Raw genomic sequence first — 18,628 nt, 5'->3', positions numbered from 1 at the left:
CAAGGGTTCGTCTTTTTGTTGACTGGATAACTCAACGGCTTTCAGAAAGGGTGACTCCGAGTCAGTAGTAATTTAATAACATGACTTAAATTTGTGTACAGTTGGACTCTTATTTGTATATGGCCCACTGTCCGAAACACGTAATGGGGCAAAAGCGTTTCAGCCACTAAAAACTGAATCCCCTATCCTCCAGTCATCCGCTAGTACCCTGTGCATACGCTATCTGTCTGCACTACTGCGCAGGCAACGATTAGGGCTGTTAGTTAGCCGTTGCTTGATCGGACACACTGACTCCGCAAATACAGAAAAGGGACTGATTCACCTTGGCAAATCAGTCCCTTTTTTAGGCAGCTTTCTATACCCTTCCTACTTGAAGCTGCAGCGGTGTTGGCTGCATTCGTTCACCCCAATCACATAGTGTCTCTATGCTCATGGGGGTTCACTCATTTGCCGCCTACCTACAACTCCAAGTTGTTTGGGTATATCACTTAATTCAGATGGTAGGTTTCAAACTCAGCGACGGTTGGGGTACCTGTGCTGGAAAGAATGGTGAAAGAATCGATTCGACAATCACGTCAGAGGGTTAAAGTTACTTGTGTGACCACTTACCTTTATGGATCAGCGAGTTGATGTCTTCCCGCGGTAACCAGCCAAACTGTTCCAGCTCCGGTTTATCATTGAATTTCGATACATAACCGAGGCACAGATAACCGATGATTTCTATTTCCTCCGGAATATCCAGCGTATCGCGCAAGACCTCATCATGAATAATGCTCACCCAGCCAAAACCCAAGTTTTCAGCACGTGCTGCCAGCCACATGTTCTGAATCGCACAGACGGTGCTGTAGAGATCCATTTCTGGTTTGATGGTGCGGCCAATCACGACCGGGCCATTGCGTTGGCGATCGCAGGTCACACAGATGCCAAGCGGAGCTTCCATGATGCCTTCCAGCTTAAAGCTTTTGTAGGTCTCTTGTTTATCGGCAGCGAACTGCTCGGCGGACTCGGCGCTGGCGGCTGCATAGCCCGCTTTGATCGCCTGTTTTGTTTGCGGATCCGTGACCAGGATGAAATCCCACGGCTGCATAAAGCCGACGCTTGGGGCGTGGTGACCCGCCATGAGTATGCGTTCTACAACCTCATCCGGTATCGGGTCAGGTATAAAGTCACGGCGTACATCACGGCGCGAAAAAATCACTTTATACAGGGCATCTCTCTCGGTTTCGTTAATTTTCATAATTACCTCATAACACCAACCGGGAATTCTGCATTTAACGAGGCCATATTGCCACCTTTAATGACTAAAGTGGCAATAGTGTTTTTCACTACGATGAAAAGGGTTTGCCCTAAGACAAGAGCGCAGCGTGAAGCTTATTCCGCTTCACTTCTGGCTGATGATTGTTTCAGCTCTGTGCGGTTGCGGCCATTATGTTTCGCCTGGTAGAGCGCATCATCGGCATTTTTCATGATGGCGTTAATCGGTTCGCCTTCGCTTTCCCAATAAGAGACACCGATAGAAATCGTGACCTGTCCTACGGTGTCAAACTGAGTGTTTTCAATCCCTTTACGAATCCGCTCAGCGGCATTAAACGCCTGGTGAACATCGGCCTTAGTCAGAAAAACGATAAACTCTTCACCACCGGCCCGGCAAACCACATCATTATCACGCGCCTGTTTTTTGATAATCTCGGCAACGCTTTTGAGCAGTTCGTCCCCTACATCATGACCAAAGGTGTCATTGACTCGTTTAAAGTAATCCACATCCAAAGCCAGCACTGCAAACGGGATCTGCTGCTCGCACAGGCGGTCAACGGCTTTATCTAAACCGCGGCGGTTGAGCAGGCCGGTCATTGGGTCGGTCAGTGTATCGTTTCTGCAGCTGATCGATAGTGTTAGACACAATACTCAACGCATTAAGGAAGGTGCGTTTCAGATGCGAGGCTTCAAAGTACCAGGGTTTTATCTGGGTCAGATCATCCATTGCCGTGGAGTGGCTGTCGAAGTTTCGCACCGCGCTCGCCAGTTGCCATAACGGTTTGGAGATGAAGACCGCCGAGATCCAAATGATGAGCAGAGTCAGCGCGCCGATTGGCAGAGTTTCCAGGACAACATTCCACATCTGCTGATCCAGAGTAGAGAGAGTGAGATTCTCTGGTCTCTGGGCAACAATGCCCCAACCGGCGAGAGCAACAGGTGCGTAACCTGCCAGCATTTCTTTGCCCTGGGAGTTTACAACGGCCTGGCTGCCGTTGTTCCCCTCAAGCACGGTATTAATGACTTTGTTGTTGACAATCACCTGGCCGATTCTTCGATCGTCGGGATGATAAATCAGTGTATGTGCGCGGTCGACGACATAGAGGTAAGAGCCATCTTTATAACTGTGTTGACCAAGTAAGGTGGTTAAAATGTTCTTCTGCTCCAGATAGATACTGCCGGCTACATAGCCTAAGTAGTCACCATTTTGGGCAAAAACAGGATAAGAAATACTGATGATGTAGTTCCCCGCCGGGGAGACAAACGGGTTGGTTACAATCGGTTCCTGCGAACGCAGTGATTGCAGCGCTCTGTCGCTGGTTAAACGTACGCCTTTCACCTGAATGGTTTCGGGCGAAATGGACACGATCACACCGTCAGCATTGACGATAAAGGCGGAGTTAAAGGAATCGGTCTGGTTTTTCAGCCGATTGACTTCTTTGCTGCGGAAGTTAGCGTCCTGCATTTCGGTGCTTAGCGACTGGGCACTGTATTTAAGCTGCGACATGGCCGAATCGATAAACGCATCCGTCATCTCGGCCATTTTTTCCGCATAAACGCGATTGGATTCCAGGGTATTATTGATGATCAGATCATGCTGGACGCGATAAATGGAGTAAAAAGCATTAAACAGGGTCACCACTACGCTGAATACACACAAAACCAGGATCAGTTTTCCTAAATTCAATTTATCCAACATGTGCCCACTGTCTCCACCAATCTTTGACGCTCGTCACCAATCTAAACGACCCCAGCCTAAGCTGCAACTAATGTCTTATTGTATTTATTGCTTAATTGTAGGTAATGGATGCCGCCTGAAGCTCGCTTGCACTGCAGACAAGTCGAAACAGAACGCAGCAACCTCCCCAAACTTAACGCGCTACCTGGTAAGTTTTCAGAGCGTTTTCAACCTGGCTCTCTGGCGTGGTATCGGCAAAAAGGAAATAACTCGGCGCCTGCACTTTTGCCACAGACTCAACGCGAATTTCAAAAATGCTTTGGATCGGATAACGCTCATCCGCCAACTGACGCAGGCGCGTTAAATACCCTTCCCAGCCGCTGTCTTGCTTTTTCACCACCCGCGCGATGCCTTGTACTTTGAATCCGCGTTGCTCAAAAATATCGATAAACGAGACACACACTTTGGCGTTAGAGAATATGTTCTGTTCACTTTGCGGCGAAGCGATATTGGCGATCAGCATCAGCTCGTCATCGAAAAAGGTAAAAATCTCTTTGGGTGAAACATTGGGTGTGGCATCTGCATCGGTTGTCGCCAGCCAGCACAGCACACTTTTTTGTGCATATTCCCTGAGGTTCATCATCATCTCCCGTTCACTCTGCCGTTTCTGCTGCTCTGTCGTTCACCGCGCGTAAAATTGCGCAAATTACATTCAAAACCATAGATTAACGTCTGGTCAGATACAATATGGCATGCTTCAAGTTGTTGTGACTTTTGCAACCAAGCACATATTTGACGTGCAATAACATGATTCTTGTTAGTGTGAGTTTGATGACGGTGCCATCTTGCAGCCAACAGATTGGTTGATAACTAAAACCAGATCGGTTGATAGCTAAAGCCAGATCGGTTGATAACTAAAGCGAAATCATAGCGGCCGCATGCAAAACCCGGTGCAAATGACCAAAATTTTACTTGAGCCCCGTCACACCCGGCCTTACACTGCGAGCTTGTTATTGAAGTAGGCGCTGTATGTCCTGGCACATGATTCGTATTTTCTGGTTATCGCTGATTGCGCTGGTTTTGCCTGCGCAGGCTCTGGCGTCGCTGGATAATAACAAATCAGCATCAGGCAAAGCTGCCGCGACGCTGAGCGCGCTGCTGCATCAGAGTGACGAGCCGGAATCTCCGTCCCAGCCCCAGGCACCGCAGAGCGAAACCCATTACACCGGATCCAAAGCTGCACTGATCAATTCTGTTCGCTGGACCCGGAGCGCAGGTTATAACGAACGAGCCGGTTTTAACGGACGAGAAGGATATAACGGCCACAATGGCGAACCGGATCTGCTGGATACCGTCGCGCCCTTCTATCCTGTTACCGATCCTCACCAGACAATCCATCTGGCGCAGTCGACTGCTCCTGCTCCTTATCAGGACTTTCATTCCTCTTATCGTCTTTCCGGCTGGAAAGAGACCAATGCCATGTATGTGGCATTAAACAGCCAGTATTTCTGCTGATACTCCCGAAACCATTATCGGCGCCGGATAACACGCGCTGATCATTCCAGCGTTGCCTGATGTGCTTGTACCAAGCGCAGTGCCGAATGCGACATTCGCAGCACTGACGTGACAAGCCACGCTTCAACGCTGCACATTACCGCTTTTTAACTCGGCTCGTTTGCCGAGGGGATATCTATGAAGAAAAACCCAATCAAAGCACCGAAACGTGTGCTTAACCACTATTCTGCCTGGAAATATGTGGTGCTTGTGGTCACCGTTGTGGTGCTGGCCCTGAGTGCGATTCCGACCTGGTATGGCGAGCAGCCATCCATCCAGATTCAGTCATCCGCACCGAACCACACTTTATCTGATGTGACTTCGGTCAATCAGTATCTGAGCCAACAAGGCATCAAGGCGCAAAAAATTACCCAGAAAGGCGACAATCTGGTTCTGGTCTTTGATAACGAAACCGATCAGGCCCACGCCCGGGAAGTGCTGGATACACAGCTTAGCGCCGATGACAGTATTACTTACTCTTATGTTTCAGTTGCGCCGCAGTGGCTGCAGAGCCTCGGTTTTAATCCGATCAAGCTTGGGCTTGATTTACGTGGCGGGGTTCAGTTTCTGCTCAATGTGGATGTCGATAAAGCATTCCAGGAGCAGCGCGATACCATGATCGACGAAATCAAAGATATGCTGCGCAGCGAGCGCCTGCGTGGTGTACGTGTCGCGGCCCAGGGAGTGGATGGCTTGCAGGTTGATACCCAGTCTGATGAAGCGCTGGGTAAAATCACCACTTACCTGAAGCAGAAACTACGCCGGTTGGCAGATCAAACGTCAGTCAAATACGCTCAGCGTGCTACCGACCGCGCAGAATAAACTTGATTTTCAGTCTGCGACGATTCAGCAAAACCTGAAAATTATGCGTGACCGCATTGAAGAACTCGGCATTACAGAAGCTTTGGTCCAACGCCAGGGTGAACACAGCATCCGTATCGAACTGCCGGGTGTCCAGGATCCGTCGCAGGCAAAAAATGTGATTGGGGCAACTGCCAGTCTGGCGTTCTACGAAGCCAAAACCGGCGACGATGCGTTGTCACGCGATAACCTGGTACTCAAGGATAACGACGGCAAAACCGTCGTGCTCAATAAACGTCCGGTTCTGACCGGCGATCACATTGTCAATGCCCGTGCCGGGGTCGATAAAATGGGCTTCTCTGAAGTCAACATTTCTCTCGATCACGCGGGTGGTAAGGTCATGAGTGATTTCTCCGGCAAGCACATCGGTAAACCGATGGCGACCGTGTATCGCGAATACAAAACCAACGCGCGTGGGGAAACCGAGCGCAGCGAACGGGTGATCAGTGTCGCGACCATCCAGTCACAGCTGGGCAGTCAGTTCCGCATTACCGGTGCCGGTTCGACCGATGAAGCCCAGCAACTGGCTCTACTGCTGCGTGCCGGCTCGCTGACAGCGCCGGTCACCATTGTCGAAGAACGCACTATCGGCGCCTCACTGGGCGCAGAGAACATCCACAATGGCTTTGCTGCTCTGGCATTAGGCCTTGCGATGACGCTGACCTTTATGGCGCTGTGGTACCGCCGTCTGGGCTGGATCGCCAATACCGCGCTGGTCATCAACATGGTGTCTCTGCTCGGGCTGATTGGCCTGCTGCCGGGCGCGGTACTGACCCTGCCGGGGATTGCCGGCCTGGTACTGACGGTCGGTATGGCGGTCGACACCAACGTACTGATTTTTGAGCGTATCAAAGACAAACTGGCTGAAGGGCGCAGCTTTGCTCAGGCGATTGATCTCGGCTTTAGCAGCGCGTTCAGTACTATCCTCGATGCCAACATCACCACCATGATCACGGCACTTATCCTCTACTCCATCGGTAACGGTCCGATTCAGGGCTTTGCTCTGACTCTGGGACTCGGTCTGCTGACCAGTATGTTTACCGGCGTGTTCGCTTCACGCGCAATGATTAATCTGATTTGGGGACGCGACGGTCGTCGTGATGTAAGGGTATAAATCATGCTTCAATTTCTAAAAACTCGCATTCGTCGTATTCGCTACATCACCAGCCTGGTGTCTATCGCGCTGATGGTGATCTCTCTGGCTGCTTTTGCCATGCGTGGCCTGAATATGGGTCTGGATTTTACCGGCGGTATGGTCACAGAGGCCGTGGTCAGCCAGACGGTCACTAACCATGATCTGCTCAATGTACTGCAACCGGTATTGGGTGAGTCCACATCGGTCACTCAATCCGGCGCAGAAGGTCGCTGGGTGATTCGCTACCCGCTGGCAGCTGAAGGTCAGAGCGCAGCGGATATCAATCAGCTGCTGCACCAGGTGTCTGATAGCGTAGAAATCATCAGCAACAGTATGGTCGGATCTCAGGTCGGCCAGGATCTGGTTGATCAGGGCGGCCTCGCCCTGCTGATCAGCATGCTGTGTATCCTGGGTTACCTCTGTTTCCGCTTTGAGTGGCGTCTGGCAAGTGGCGCTTTGCTGGCGCTGATCCACGATGTGGTGTTGGTGCTGGGCTTCTTTGCCCTGACGCAAATGGAATTCAACCTGACGGTGTTCGCTGCCGTGCTGGCGATTCTCGGCTACTCACTGAATGATTCGATCATCATTGCCGACCGGATTCGTGAACTGCTGGTTGCCAAACAGCACACTCCGACCGAGGAGATCAACGATCAGGCCGTTGTTGCCACATTCTCACGCACCATGGTGACATCCGGTACGACGCTGATTACCGTGGCGGCATTATGGCTGATGGGCGGCGCGCCGCTGGAGGGTTTTGCGACCGCCATGTTCATCGGCATTATTTCCGGTACCTGGTCCTCGATTTCTATCGGTACCGTGTTGCCGGAGTGGCTCAAGCTTGAGCCTCGTCATTACCTGCCGGTGGAAGTGGATTTAGCGCCGTAAACCAGGCTAAATCTGAACAACCATTTTGGCCTGTAAGTCTCAACGGATTCTCAGCGCTACGAAAAAAGGGGCATGCCAGCAGGTATGTCCCTTTTTTACGGCCTCTATTTTTTTACAACCTCTTTTTTTCACAATCTCTGGTTTTTACAACCTCAATTGTGCAATAAAGAAACGTTAGTTTTGAAATACCGATCCGTGATTAATCCGACTAGATAACTGTGATGCATATCATCCTGAGGGAGGATATTTAGCGCAGCAATAACACTGCTTTTACAACAATGAATAAAATAGCAATTATACTTCAGAGGTTTAACTACCACTTTTTGCCAAGGAATCCACATGGAAGCGACTCTAAAGACGACGACGCTGCAGACGACATTACTAGCCACACTATTTTTGTCGCCATTCATCGAAGCGGAAGAAACTGTCCGATTATGACCGCTGTCTGCTGAACGCCACTCGCGGACAGAGCGGCGAAATGACCATAGATGAAGTCCGTCGGCGCTGTGAACTGCCAGAGAAAGAAGAGCCGACTGAGGAGCCGGAGCTGCTGACTCAACGGCGGGAATTAGAAAAAAGCACCGAGTTCCAGCCGTTTGTGATTACCCCACACAAAATGAACTACATTCTGCCGTTCACCTATACCGACAGCGTTAACCGCGAGGCGTATCAGGACACAGGCTGGGCTGAAGATCTGCGTAAAGCGGAAGCCGAATTCCAAATCAGTTTTAAAATCCCGCTCAATTACACCGATCTGCTGTTTGAAGATGATGCCCTGTTCTTTGGTTTTACTTTGCGTTCTTACTGGCAGGTTTACGCCGGTTCCATTTCGCGCCCTTTCCGTGAAACCAACTACCAGCCGGAACTGTTCTACTACACGCCGACCGTTTGGAAACCTTTTGGCGGCAATACCTGGCTCGGGGTTGGGATTGAACACCAGTCCAACGGCCAGCGCCAGGATCTGTCACGCAGCTGGAACCGTATCTACGGTTCATTTACTTATGAAAAGAATCGCCTGGCTATTAACTTTCGCCCTTGGTGGCGCATTCCGGAAGACAGCAAGAGTTACGCCGATGACCCGGACGGTGATGATAACCCGGATATCCGCGACTACATGGGCAATTTCGAGCTCAGCGCAGTGTATAAGTGGGACAGTGTGGCTCTGAATTTCATGGGCCGGGAAAACTTTGAGACTCACAACGGCTACGCAGAACTGGGCATGACCTTCCCGATCTGGGGTAAAGTGCGCGGCTATGCGAAATATTCCACCGGCTACGGTGAGAAACCTGATTGATTACAACCATAAGCAGCAGCGTTTTGGCCTCGGGATTGCGATTACCGATATCCTCTGATCAACGTGCAGGGGCGAAGGGCTGAGCGGTAACGCTGAGCCCTTTTGTGTCCGCCGCTGTTAAACAGGCATAATGATTAATGTCATCAATCATTCTCCTTGCAACCTATAGTCAAAGGCTGTCAATTGACGTTTTGCCAGCGCTTAGATCAGCGTGCAAAGCCCCGCGATTACAAGGACTGGCACAGAGAACTCCCGAATCTGTGACTTTTACTTTCTTACTGACGGAATCTGTTTTAGTATTTTGATATTAAGTCTTGGACGACTAATCTCTCGCCTGCCCAAACTTAATCTAACACTTCATCAAATAAATACAGTAATTAGGAAATCATAATAATGGCGGCTTTTGGTAGCGTGTTCATGCCTAAAATGGCTTTAGCAACATACGAAAATAATCAATGGACTGACGCTCAGATCGTTTCATCAGACAGCATCTCACTGCACCCGGGCGCACACGTACTGCACTACTCAAGTACTTGTTTTGAAGGCCTGAAAGCATTCCGTCACGAAGACGGCAGTGTGCATGTTTTCCGTATGGATCAGAACGTTGAGCGTTTCTCACAAAGCAGCAAGTTGCTATCTCTACCTGAGCTGGACAAAGCGCAAGTCTCGCAAATGATCACCGATATCGTTGCTGAGTTCGCGTCTGACGTCCCACAACCACCGGGTTCTATGTACATTCGTCCAACACACATCGGTACAGAACCTGCGATTGGTAAAGCGGCGGCAGCTTCCGTCTCTTCAATGATGTATATCCTGTTGTCACCAGTCGGCGATTACTTCGCTGGCGGCGCACACGCTCTGCGTCTGCTGCTGGACGAAGAAGGTCAGCGCTGCGCACCACACATGGGTATGATTAAGAGCGGCGGTAACTACGCCAGCGCGCTGGCTCCGACTCTGGAAGCAAAACAAAAATATCAGGCAGACCAGGTTCTGTTCTGTCCAAACGGTTACATTACTGAAACTGGCGCGGCAAACTTCCTGCTGGTTGACGGTAACGAGATCATCACCAAAGCACTGGACTCAAGCTTCCTGCACGGCGTCACCCGTTCAAGCATCCTGACCATTGCTAAAGATCTGGGCATGACGGTCACTGAACGTGAAGTTTCTGTTGAAGAGTTGCTGGAACGCGCGGCTAAACCAGGTGTGGAAGCCATGCTATCTGGTACGGCTGCCGTTCTGACTTCTGTCGGCACTTTGATCCACAACGGTAAAGATTACAAAGTCGGCAGTGGCGAGATCGGCCCTATCGCGCAGAAACTGCGTCAGACACTGAACGATATTCAGTGGGGTAAAGCACCAGATAAACACAACTGGCTGACTAAAATCGCGTAATTGCAGGTCGGAAGTGTGTTGTTTGCCTGACAGGTCAATCACTTAAATCAGTCGTTCGTTTAAAGTGCCTGACCTGACAGCCGTCATACGCCGACCACGAAAACTCAAAAGCCCGCTATGAAAGCGGGCTTTTTGTTTGCACAATGTTGGTTTATTTGAGCAATGTTGGTTTATTTGGGCAATCTTGGCTTGTTTGGGTAAGCCTGATGTTAGCGTTTTAATCCGCGTAACCACTGCCGATGGCACGAAACGGCATTTCCAGCCCCAGTTCCGGCACTTGCTTACCGACCCAGGCCGGGAAAGTATTGCTGTTTGGCCCCGGAAACAGGGTGTATTCATTGGCCCAAGGATACATACCAACCACGTTCTGTACTTTCGGGATCAACTGCTCGGCTTTTTCACCCTGAATCGACAGTACTTTTTCAGGTTTTGCGCCATACCAGTAACGGTCAGGCGTTGCGGTCTGGTACTGATAGAGTGCCGGCTGTCCGCGGTCAACCCGCCAGCCAACCACCTCGTACACGGTATATTCTTCAGCATCCTGCGGTTTGAGTGCCATCCAGGTATGCACGGCAAACCAGCCACGCCAACTGAACGCATCAGCTGCGTAAAACTCAATCACCGCCTGTTTGTCATTCTGCGGATCCGGGGCGATGCCTGCCGGTTCACGGCTGGCAGAACGCCAGTCACTCTGAGTACAGCCACTGAGCATTGCCGCGGCTGACACCAACAAAATCTGCACCATACGGTTAAAACCCAGCTTGTTTCTCATGCACATACCCTCTGCCATCACTTACTATTCTGTATCCCCTTGCTGCTTGAAGCTGCAGCGGTATTGGCTGCAACTCCAGTTAGTTTGGGTATAGCACTTATTGTTCGTTACCACTCTGCTTATCTTAGGGCCTGATTATATGAACGCTCTGGTTATCTTAGCGCTGCTTTACCTTGGCCCTTTTAGCTTATCCCTTTTACCTTATCAAAAGCGGTGCCCTGATTAAAATCATCAATAAACAACAAATATGTTGCATGGTATTTCAAACTGCTCAGCGCTCGTATTCCACTCTCAGACACGCCAGCTCCCTCTTGATATACGGCAATGAGCGAGTAAGCTGATCACTCAAACAGGAGAAAGTGATGAGTACACTGGTCGACAAAATCGCAGAACAGCGCATTCAGGCTGCATTTAATGAAGGCAAAATGGATGACCTGCCCGGCAAAGGTGAACCCTTGCAACTTGATGATGACAGCATGGTGCCCGAGCAACTGCGTATGGGCTATCGGGTGTTGAAAAATGCCGGCTATATTCCGCCGGAACTGGCAGAACGTAATCAGGCTATCTCATTATGCGATTTAGTTGCGCGCTGCACCGAAGGATCACAACAGCGCTGTGATGCCGAGCATAAGCTGCGCCAGCTCGAACTGCGTATGCGGCTGCAAGGCGTGGATACCCGCTTCTTGCACCGCTATTTACGCACCTTGCAAACCGGAGAGCGTTAAGGTAACCACTGCTGAATCAAGGCATGACCCGGCTGAGACAGCGTCCAGCTGAAGGCCACGATATTCAGGGCTATGGTCAGCCAGAGAATGGTCTTAAACGGTTGTTTTTGCGATTTATGACGCAACTGATTCTGTGCCCACAGCGCTCCTGGCCAGCCGCCGGCCAAAGCTAACAGATGCAAGGTTTTTTCCGGTGTGCGCCAATGGCCCTGCAGCGCCGCATTTTTATCCCGGGCATACATCAGGTAGGTGAAGAGGCTGAGCAGCAAATAAAGCGGGATAAAGACCAACGCGCCGCCCATCAGCAGCGTCGTGCCGCTGACAAACACCACAAACGCACAGCCGAATACCACCGCCAAAGGAAGGCTGTTTCCCCCTTGCATGTCGACATTCACCGCATTGACCCGGCCCTGACTATCACGCCCAAGTTCAAAGCTGACTTTGGCATTCAGTTTGGGGCGTAACCCTTTTTTTCTCAGTTCAGAAATATGGACAAATATTTTGCGCTTACGCTCCGGCGTCACGATAAATCCATATCCTTTATCGTCATACCACTCGCTGATTTTACCCTGCATATGATTGGAATTTCCCAGCCTGTTGTTTTGTCTGAGTTTAACTGATATCAGGACGTCAGAGACAAGCGATACGTCATTTTGACGTAAATCTGGGCAGGACGGACATTAAAAAGGCGAACAACTATGTTCGCCTCTCTGACGCTGAGGGATGGCTCAGGCTTAGTAGGTTTTACTCTTTTTATCCTGCTTCATCATCTGGTCTTTATTGCTGTCCATATGACGTTCCAGTTTTGCTTCACACTCTTTGGCACTGCGGCCCGCTTTTTCGCAGTCCTGCAGTTTCATTTTGTACTGCGCACGCTCTTCTTCGGACATGCCCATCATATTTTTGTGCATTTCATCCATATCTTCATCAGACATCATCATGCCCTGACTGTTCTGCTTCCCACTGTCAGACATCATGTTTTCACCCTGCTTATGATGATTGGCCATCGCGCTGGCTGAAAATCCCAGCACCAATCCAAGTAGCATGACTGAGGTTACATTTTTCATTGCCGTTCTCGCTTCTTGTTATGAGATTTGCTTTGCTGACGAACTGAATACTCACCCGTATCGAGATCGAATAAAGTCGCCGCCAAGATCACCTCAATTGTAGTCCATCCTCCATCTTACCACCGTCGTATGTGTTAACTTTGAGCCACCAGCCTTTCATACAGTGGCTGGTAGCACAGCTTTCCGTCCACATGGGTACTTTCCATTAAAGCCACAGAATGCACCGCCAAATCAGTGTCAGGTATAACCAGCGCATTGATTGGCTGATGCAGTTCGACACGGCGTCCCAAAGTGATATGAGGACGATAATGCCGGTTTTCCGGTGTAAAACCATTTAACGCGAGTAATCCGCGCAGCTCTGCCTGTAACGTCATTAACCTGTCGTCCGGCTTGAGGCCGAGCCAGATCAGCCGCCCGCCTTTGATATCGAAATGACCAAGTTGACGACTGTACAGCAAATTGGGGGGCTCGCTCTCTAACTGGGTCAATAATTCCCCAAGCAGCGCGAGGTCAGAATCGCTGACCTGGCCGATAAATTCCAGCGTAAGGTGAAAATTGCCATCGTGGGTAAAACTGCCGCGTGCGGCACATTGTTTCACTACATCACGGCTGTGTTGCAACGCCGCCTGGGCCTGTGAATTGAAAGTCAGCGCAAAAAAACATCGCTTATTACCCGCCATCGCCGTTCTCCGTTGAATCATCATCCGTGCAGTCATCAAGATAAGCATACCTCATCCTGCCGCGCCGGATGAGTGACCTGACTGAGGTCTGACGAACAGATCGCATACAGCTCTGGTTCTGATATGCAAATCAGTTTAACCTGATGAACATCATCATTCAGGGATACAAAGATTCAAGGAGAGAATAAGGTGAAATTTGCCATGATCGGTGCCGGTGGCATCGGCTGTTATTACGCGGCTCGTCTGATTAAGGCCGGGCATCAGGTGGTGTTTGTTGCCCGGGGTGAACATCTCCAAACTCTGCAATCTCAGGGGCTGTCACTCCACCATCCCGATTTCACATTTCAGCAGGCCGTCGATGCAACCGATGTGCAGGGCTTGTGTCAAACGCATAGCGCGGACAGTTTTGACCTACTGATCATCGCATCAAAAGGCAGCACCACCGGGCCGATACTGGCAGAAATGCACTCCTGGCTCAGCCAGAGCGACGTTCCACTGCTGTCAATCCAAAACGGTGTCCGCAATGAACAAGTAATTGCCAACGCGTTAGGCATGAAGAGGACAATTGGCGGACTGGCCGTCAAAATCGGCGCACATGTCGTTTCACCGGGGGTCGTGCAAGCTACCGGTATCGCGCAGATAGACTTCGGCGCGTGGCCAAATAATGAAACGAACCCTGAGCTCGCCGCACGGATCGGGTACTTGCAGGGGCTGTTTTCAGCAGCGGGAATTCCTAATCAGCTCTACACTGACGTCAATTACGCGCTGTGGCGCAAGCTGATGATCAACAACGCGGTCAATCCCATCACGGCACTGACTCAGAAAGACACGCGCGTTGTCACTCAGGATCCCGTATTGCGCGCAACGATTCGCAGCATCATGCAGGAAACCGCACGCGCGGCAGCCGTGGACGGTGTGGTAATGAGCGAACAGGATGTCACCGAAATGTTTGAGCTTATCTGCCAGTTTGATGCGATAAAGACTTCCATGCTGGTCGATCGTGAGAAAGGCCGCCCGATGGAAATTGAGGACATTTGCGGCCCGGTGATTGCCAACTGCCGCGAAGCCGGCGAGCCGGCTCACCATACCGAGCTGATCAGCCGTTTGCTGCAACATGCCAGCGGGCAGATGTACTAATACACCATCACCATCCCGATTGAGTCTGGTCTGTCAGATCTATCCAAGCGCCCTGTTGACTCTGCCGTTGGCGTCAGCAGGGCGCTGTGCAATATTACTTTCACTGCCAAATTCCACATATTTTATCGCCAGCAACATATTTTATCACCAACAGAGTATTTTATGCAGTCGCGCACATACTTTTTGCTGCAGTTATGTTGGGGAGAACAATGTAAAACCAACATCAATCATGCCAGCCGATTAACACTATTTACGTATGTTTAACAGTTAGTTATCACACAAAATTTATTTCTGCCCAGGCGCACAATTTTGCATCAATCCGGTTAACTTTGCCCCCGCAATAAATTCATACTCAGTATCAGTTAAGGGCAATACCAAAGCTGTCATGATCTGATACCGGGACAACATAACCGATACTCACATTGCGGGTTTACACAGAATACACTTCTGATCGAAATCGCCGGCAGCATTTGAACCCTTCAGCCGCAGACCTGAACGCTGTTGTCGTTGCAACGGTTACCGGAGTAACCGCTGTCAATATGGTGCCGTCTACACGGACACCGCAAACAGTCACTGTGCGAAAGCCTGCCCCTGTCCGCCGTTCATTGTAATTTGCCCTCCCCGATTTTAAATGAAATCAGGAGCTTCACTATGAGTGATATTGCGCTTTCTATCAGCATTCTGGCGCTGGTGGCGGTGCAGGGCTTATGGATTGGGAACTGGCGGATCTACGGCGTTGGTCTTGGGATTGGCGGAGTACTGTTTGGCGGTATTCTGGTTGGTCACTATACCGGGGTGTGGGGCGTCACGCTCAACTATGAAACCCTGCACTTTATCCAGGAATTCGGTCTGATCCTATTTGTTTACACCATAGGCATTCAGGTGGGACCGGGCTTCTTCTCCTCGCTGCGCAGTTCCGGCCTTAAGCTCAATGGCTTTGCGGTACTGATTGTGCTGCTCGGCTGCACTGTGACCGTTGGCCTGTATTATCTGTTTGATGTCCCTTTGCCGGTGATACTCGGCGTCTTTTCCGGTGCCGTCACCAATACCCCTTCGCTGGGTGCCGGCCAACAGATTCTGACCGAAACTGGGTGAGCAACGTAACCTGCTTGACCTTACCGGGATGGGCTACGCTATCGCTTATCCGTTCGGTATCTGCGGCATTCTGCTGACCATGTGGCTGCTTAGAATGATGTTTCGTGTCAATATCAATCACGAAGCGCAGGAGTTCGAGACGCACAACGGACACAAAAAAGAGAGCCTGCACACCATGAACGTGGCGGTGCGTAATCCCAACCTGAATGGCTTATTCCTCAAAGACATTCCGGCTCTGAGTGAAGGCGACATTGTGTGTTCTCGCCTCAAACGGGGCGATACTCTGCATGTTCCTAAACCGGAATCGCGAGTTGAAGTCGACGATTTGCTGCATTTGGTCGGCGATAAAAAGGCACTTGATAAAGCCCGGCTGGTGATCGGCGAAGAAGTCGATGCCTCCCTGTCGACCCGTGGCACAGAATTGCGGGTCCAACGTCTGGTGGTGACCAATGAGATCGTTTTGGGTAAGAAACTGCGCGATCTCGATCTGAAACAGAAATACGATGTGGTGGTCTCTCGTCTCAACCGCGCCGGTATTGAGCTGGTCCCGACCAGCCAGTCGACCCTGCAATTCGGTGACATTCTTAATCTGGTCGGTCGTCAGGAAGCCATCGAAGCGGTGAGCGGTATTGTCGGTAATGCTCACCAGAAACTGCAACAGGTGCAGATGCTGCCGGTGTTTGTCGGAATTGGCCTTGGCGTGCTGCTTGGCTCTATTCCGTTTTATCTGCCCGGTTTTCCCGCCGCAATAAAACTCGGTTTGGCGGGTGGCCCGCTGATCGTTGCCTTGATTCTGGCCCGGATTGGCAGCATTGGTAAGCTGTACTGGTTTATGCCACCGAGCGCCAACCTGGCACTGCGCGAAATCGGTATTGTGCTGTTTCTGGCAGTGGTCGGACTCAAATCCGGCGGCAATTTTGTCACCACGCTGGTCGATGGTGACGGCCTGAGCTGGATGGGTTATGGCGTGATGATCACCGCGATCCCATTACTGACTGTTGGCATTCTGGCGCGTTTGTTCGGCCAGCTGAATTACCTGACCATCTGCGGCATGCTGGCCGGTTCGATGACCGATCCACCAGCCCTGGCCTTTGCCAATGCGATTCATGAAGAGAGCGGTGCTTCTGCGCTGGCCTACGCCACGGTGTATCCGCTGGTAATGTGCCTGCGCATCCTTTCGCCGCAAATTCTGGCGTTGATTTTGTGGAGCCTCTGAGCACAGAGGCCATATCATGAACATGACGCGGCGGGCTCAGGTCCGCCGCGAGCGTTATTTTCGCATGCCCCTCCCCTAAACTCCCCGTTCAGAGTGCAAACTGCGCCGCATTCTCAGCATATTTCAGCCAAGCTCACCATCAGACTTTAGTGAAAGCCCGCACAAGCTCACCGCTTCCGGCACATTAATCACGTTATAGTCCAACAAACGAAACACAATAATAATGATTAGGACGAAGTATGTTATCGACTCAACAACGTTTAGGCTTAGCGATCGCTCTGTGCGCATTGCTATCGGCCGCAGCCGGACAATGGCTCGGTCTCAGCAGTGCGCTAATGATCGTGCTTGGCAGCGCTGTCGCGCTCTGCCTTGCTCCGTGGCAGCTAAAGCAGCGCCATCCCAACCAGAAAAGCATCCATTCCATGGACGGCAGCGATCCGGTCGCCGCGCAGATAGCCACCGAACTGAACCAGAATGCGGTTAGCGCCGCCAAAGTGTCGTACGCCATTGACACCGTTAAACAGCAAACCTCGCGTCAGGTGACATCAATAGAACGGATTTCTGACAGCTCAGAAGCCATTACTGACACGCTGGCCGTCAGCGCCTCACACACTAACTCAGCCCTGCAGGCCACTCAAGTGATGCGGGCGACCAGTGAGGAAGGACGGGCAGAGCTAGATCAAGCCGTACAAAGTATGCAGCAACTCAGCTCACAGACAGCAGACTCAGTGGCGCAGATCCAGAGCCTGGAATCTCAGGTTGAGCGTATCGAAACCGTGGTCGAAGTAATTGAAAGTATTGCCGCTCAGACCAACCTGCTGGCTCTGAACGCCGCGATTGAAGCAGCACGTGCCGGAGAAAGCGGACGCGGCTTTGCCGTGGTCGCTGATGAAGTGCGTAACCTGGCAGAGCGTACTGCGCGCAGTACCGAGGAAGTGTCAGAGATTGTTGCAGAGATCCTGGCTCAGACCCGGCAGGTGACCCAGTCAATAGGAGAAGTGGCAGCGAATGTGACACAAGGTGTCGCACGGGTTGAAAGTGTCAGCCAACGGCTGGAGACCATTGCCAGCCAGTCACAACAGGTCGAGAGCCAGATGAGCGCCATCAGTGACGACGTGGCCAGTAATGAACAGAGCCTGCGTCAGATCGCCCGTGCCATTACCCATAGCCAGCAGGAAACTGTCGGCCAGTGATCACGAACTGCTCGAACTACAGACCGAAGCAGAACATTTAATGCAACTTGCCGAACACAGTAACGCGGTCCTGGTCGAACACTATCCGCAATCCATGCACCGGCCTTTCTATGAACTGGCCTCGGCGCTGGCGACGGCGGTGGGTGAAAAATTCGAGCAGGACATCACCAGTGGTGTGATATCGCAGCAGGCCTTGTTTGACCGCCAGCACCAGCCCGTTGGCAACACCCAGCCAGCCAAATATCAGACCGCATTTGATAAATACTGCGATTCGGTACTGCCTGCCCTCCAGGAGCCGGTTCTGAGCCGGCGGCCAGAGATGGTGTATGCCATTGCGACCAACGACCATGGTTACGTCCCGACTCACAATAATAAGTTCTGCCAGCCACTGACCGGCAACCAACAGCAGGATATGGTGGGCAACCGCACCAAACGCATCTTTTCAGACCGGGTCGGCATGCGATGCGGCCAGCATCAGCAAACCATGCTGCTGCAAACTTATAAGCGCGACACCGGAGAAGTGATGCACGATATCTCGGTACCGGTTTACGTGAACGGCCGTCACTGGGGCGGAATGCGCCTCGGTTACGCGCCACCGCAGTAACCCGACCTCTCCTTGAGATGTCATTCGGCCCGTCTGCTTTGATCGGCGGGTCGAAGTTTTCATTTGTGCGGGGGGGTGAAAGCGTG

At 51.3% G+C, this 18,628-nt stretch carries 13 protein-coding genes and 4 pseudogenes; 10 read left to right on the top strand and 7 right to left on the bottom strand.

Features of this window, described 5'->3' with window-relative positions:
* Nucleotides 1–589 precede the first annotated feature (589 nt).
* From bluB to ABDK09_00745, 3 genes and pseudogenes are all read right to left on the bottom strand, one after another.
* Nucleotides 590–1,237, bottom strand: a complete 648-nt coding sequence (gene bluB / locus ABDK09_00755) for a 5,6-dimethylbenzimidazole synthase (protein XAW88007.1) — start codon at nt 1,235–1,237, stop codon at nt 590–592.
* A 134-nt stretch (nt 1,238–1,371) separates the two neighbouring features.
* Nucleotides 1,372–2,953, bottom strand: a pseudogene (locus ABDK09_00750) (sensor domain-containing diguanylate cyclase).
* A 172-nt stretch (nt 2,954–3,125) separates the two neighbouring features.
* On the bottom strand, nt 3,126–3,578 hold the full coding sequence (locus ABDK09_00745; protein XAW88006.1) for a pyridoxamine 5'-phosphate oxidase family protein: 453 nt from the start codon (nt 3,576–3,578) through the stop codon (nt 3,126–3,128).
* A 383-nt stretch (nt 3,579–3,961) separates the two neighbouring features.
* Between ABDK09_00745 and ABDK09_00740 the strand changes: the two genes are divergently transcribed.
* The 5 genes and pseudogenes from ABDK09_00740 to ABDK09_00720 all read left to right on the top strand — a co-directional run bounded on the left by ABDK09_00740 (nt 3,962) and on the right by ABDK09_00720 (nt 10,053).
* The gene (locus tag ABDK09_00740; protein XAW88005.1) at nt 3,962–4,447 is read left to right on the top strand and encodes a hypothetical protein; all 486 of its coding nucleotides are present in this window, start codon (nt 3,962–3,964) and stop codon (nt 4,445–4,447) included.
* A 177-nt stretch (nt 4,448–4,624) separates the two neighbouring features.
* Nucleotides 4,625–6,461, top strand: a pseudogene (gene secD / locus ABDK09_00735) (protein translocase subunit SecD).
* Nucleotides 6,462–6,464: 3 nt separating this feature from the next.
* Nucleotides 6,465–7,367, top strand: coding sequence for a protein translocase subunit SecF (secF, locus tag ABDK09_00730; GenBank protein XAW88004.1), 903 nt, complete (start codon nt 6,465–6,467; stop codon nt 7,365–7,367).
* Nucleotides 7,368–7,706: 339 nt separating this feature from the next.
* Nucleotides 7,707–8,719 (top strand): annotated as a pseudogene (locus ABDK09_00725) (phospholipase A).
* A 335-nt stretch (nt 8,720–9,054) separates the two neighbouring features.
* Entirely contained in the window at nt 9,055–10,053 is a 999-nt protein-coding gene (locus ABDK09_00720) for a branched-chain amino acid aminotransferase (protein XAW88003.1), read from the top strand.
* A gap of 217 nt (nt 10,054–10,270) precedes the next feature.
* Here the strand turns inward: ABDK09_00720 and ABDK09_00715 are convergent, their stop codons facing one another.
* Entirely contained in the window at nt 10,271–10,825 is a 555-nt protein-coding gene (locus ABDK09_00715; GenBank protein ID XAW88002.1) for a DUF3750 domain-containing protein, read from the bottom strand.
* Between the two features lie 362 nt (nt 10,826–11,187).
* Between ABDK09_00715 and ABDK09_00710 the strand changes: the two genes are divergently transcribed.
* Entirely contained in the window at nt 11,188–11,550 is a 363-nt protein-coding gene (locus ABDK09_00710; protein ID XAW88001.1) for a DnaJ family domain-containing protein, read from the top strand.
* On the opposite strand, the gene ABDK09_00705 is transcribed toward ABDK09_00710, so the two are convergent.
* From ABDK09_00705 to thpR, 3 genes are all read right to left on the bottom strand, one after another.
* On the bottom strand, nt 11,547–12,125 hold the full coding sequence (locus ABDK09_00705; GenBank protein XAW88000.1) for a cold shock and DUF1294 domain-containing protein: 579 nt from the start codon (nt 12,123–12,125) through the stop codon (nt 11,547–11,549). The genes ABDK09_00710 and ABDK09_00705 overlap by 4 nt on opposite strands.
* A 159-nt stretch (nt 12,126–12,284) precedes the next feature.
* On the bottom strand, nt 12,285–12,617 hold the full coding sequence (locus ABDK09_00700) for a hypothetical protein (GenBank protein XAW87999.1): 333 nt from the start codon (nt 12,615–12,617) through the stop codon (nt 12,285–12,287).
* Nucleotides 12,618–12,751: 134 nt separating this feature from the next.
* Entirely contained in the window at nt 12,752–13,297 is a 546-nt protein-coding gene (gene thpR, locus ABDK09_00695; GenBank protein XAW87998.1) for an RNA 2',3'-cyclic phosphodiesterase, read from the bottom strand.
* Between the two features lie 189 nt (nt 13,298–13,486).
* Between thpR and ABDK09_00690 the strand changes: the two genes are divergently transcribed.
* From ABDK09_00690 to ABDK09_00675, 4 genes and pseudogenes are all read left to right on the top strand, one after another.
* Nucleotides 13,487–14,434 carry a 2-dehydropantoate 2-reductase gene (locus ABDK09_00690; protein XAW87997.1) on the top strand — a complete coding sequence of 316 codons (948 nt, stop codon included), beginning with the start codon at nt 13,487–13,489 and terminating at the stop codon, nt 14,432–14,434.
* A gap of 651 nt (nt 14,435–15,085) precedes the next feature.
* A pseudogene (locus ABDK09_00685) lies at nt 15,086–16,745 on the top strand (putative transporter).
* Between the two features lie 239 nt (nt 16,746–16,984).
* On the top strand, nt 16,985–17,938 hold the full coding sequence (locus ABDK09_00680; GenBank protein XAW87996.1) for a methyl-accepting chemotaxis protein: 954 nt from the start codon (nt 16,985–16,987) through the stop codon (nt 17,936–17,938).
* On the top strand, nt 17,898–18,542 hold the full coding sequence (locus ABDK09_00675) for a hypothetical protein (GenBank protein XAW87995.1): 645 nt from the start codon (nt 17,898–17,900) through the stop codon (nt 18,540–18,542). The genes ABDK09_00680 and ABDK09_00675 overlap by 41 nt, the downstream gene beginning before the upstream one ends.
* The last annotated feature ends 86 nt before the right edge of the window (nt 18,543–18,628 follow it).

It is taken from the genome of Vibrio sp. CDRSL-10 TSBA (genome assembly GCA_039696685.1).
In the GTDB taxonomy this organism is placed as follows: domain Bacteria; phylum Pseudomonadota; class Gammaproteobacteria; order Enterobacterales; family Vibrionaceae; genus Vibrio.
The sequence above is the reverse complement of the archived record's forward strand: the minus strand, read 5'-3'. Positions and strand labels throughout refer to the sequence as shown.

What these genes read in the sequence shown, in the direction of transcription:
- ABDK09_00720 (XAW88003.1), top strand. Translation starts at nt 9,055, where the DNA reads ATGGCGGCTTTTGGTAGCGTGTTCATGCCTAAAATGGCTTTAGCAACA.
- ABDK09_00705 (XAW88000.1), bottom strand. Translation starts at nt 12,125, where the DNA reads ATGCAGGGTAAAATCAGCGAGTGGTATGACGATAAAGGATATGGATTT.
- bluB (XAW88007.1), bottom strand. Translation starts at nt 1,237, where the DNA reads ATGAAAATTAACGAAACCGAGAGAGATGCCCTGTATAAAGTGATTTTT.
- ABDK09_00680 (XAW87996.1), top strand. Translation starts at nt 16,985, where the DNA reads ATGTTATCGACTCAACAACGTTTAGGCTTAGCGATCGCTCTGTGCGCA.
- ABDK09_00715 (XAW88002.1), bottom strand. Translation starts at nt 10,825, where the DNA reads ATGAGAAACAAGCTGGGTTTTAACCGTATGGTGCAGATTTTGTTGGTG.
- ABDK09_00700 (XAW87999.1), bottom strand. Translation starts at nt 12,617, where the DNA reads ATGAAAAATGTAACCTCAGTCATGCTACTTGGATTGGTGCTGGGATTT.
- thpR (XAW87998.1), bottom strand. Translation starts at nt 13,297, where the DNA reads ATGGCGGGTAATAAGCGATGTTTTTTTGCGCTGACTTTCAATTCACAG.
- ABDK09_00710 (XAW88001.1), top strand. Translation starts at nt 11,188, where the DNA reads ATGAGTACACTGGTCGACAAAATCGCAGAACAGCGCATTCAGGCTGCA.
- ABDK09_00740 (XAW88005.1), top strand. Translation starts at nt 3,962, where the DNA reads ATGTCCTGGCACATGATTCGTATTTTCTGGTTATCGCTGATTGCGCTG.
- secF (XAW88004.1), top strand. Translation starts at nt 6,465, where the DNA reads ATGCTTCAATTTCTAAAAACTCGCATTCGTCGTATTCGCTACATCACC.
- ABDK09_00745 (XAW88006.1), bottom strand. Translation starts at nt 3,578, where the DNA reads ATGATGATGAACCTCAGGGAATATGCACAAAAAAGTGTGCTGTGCTGG.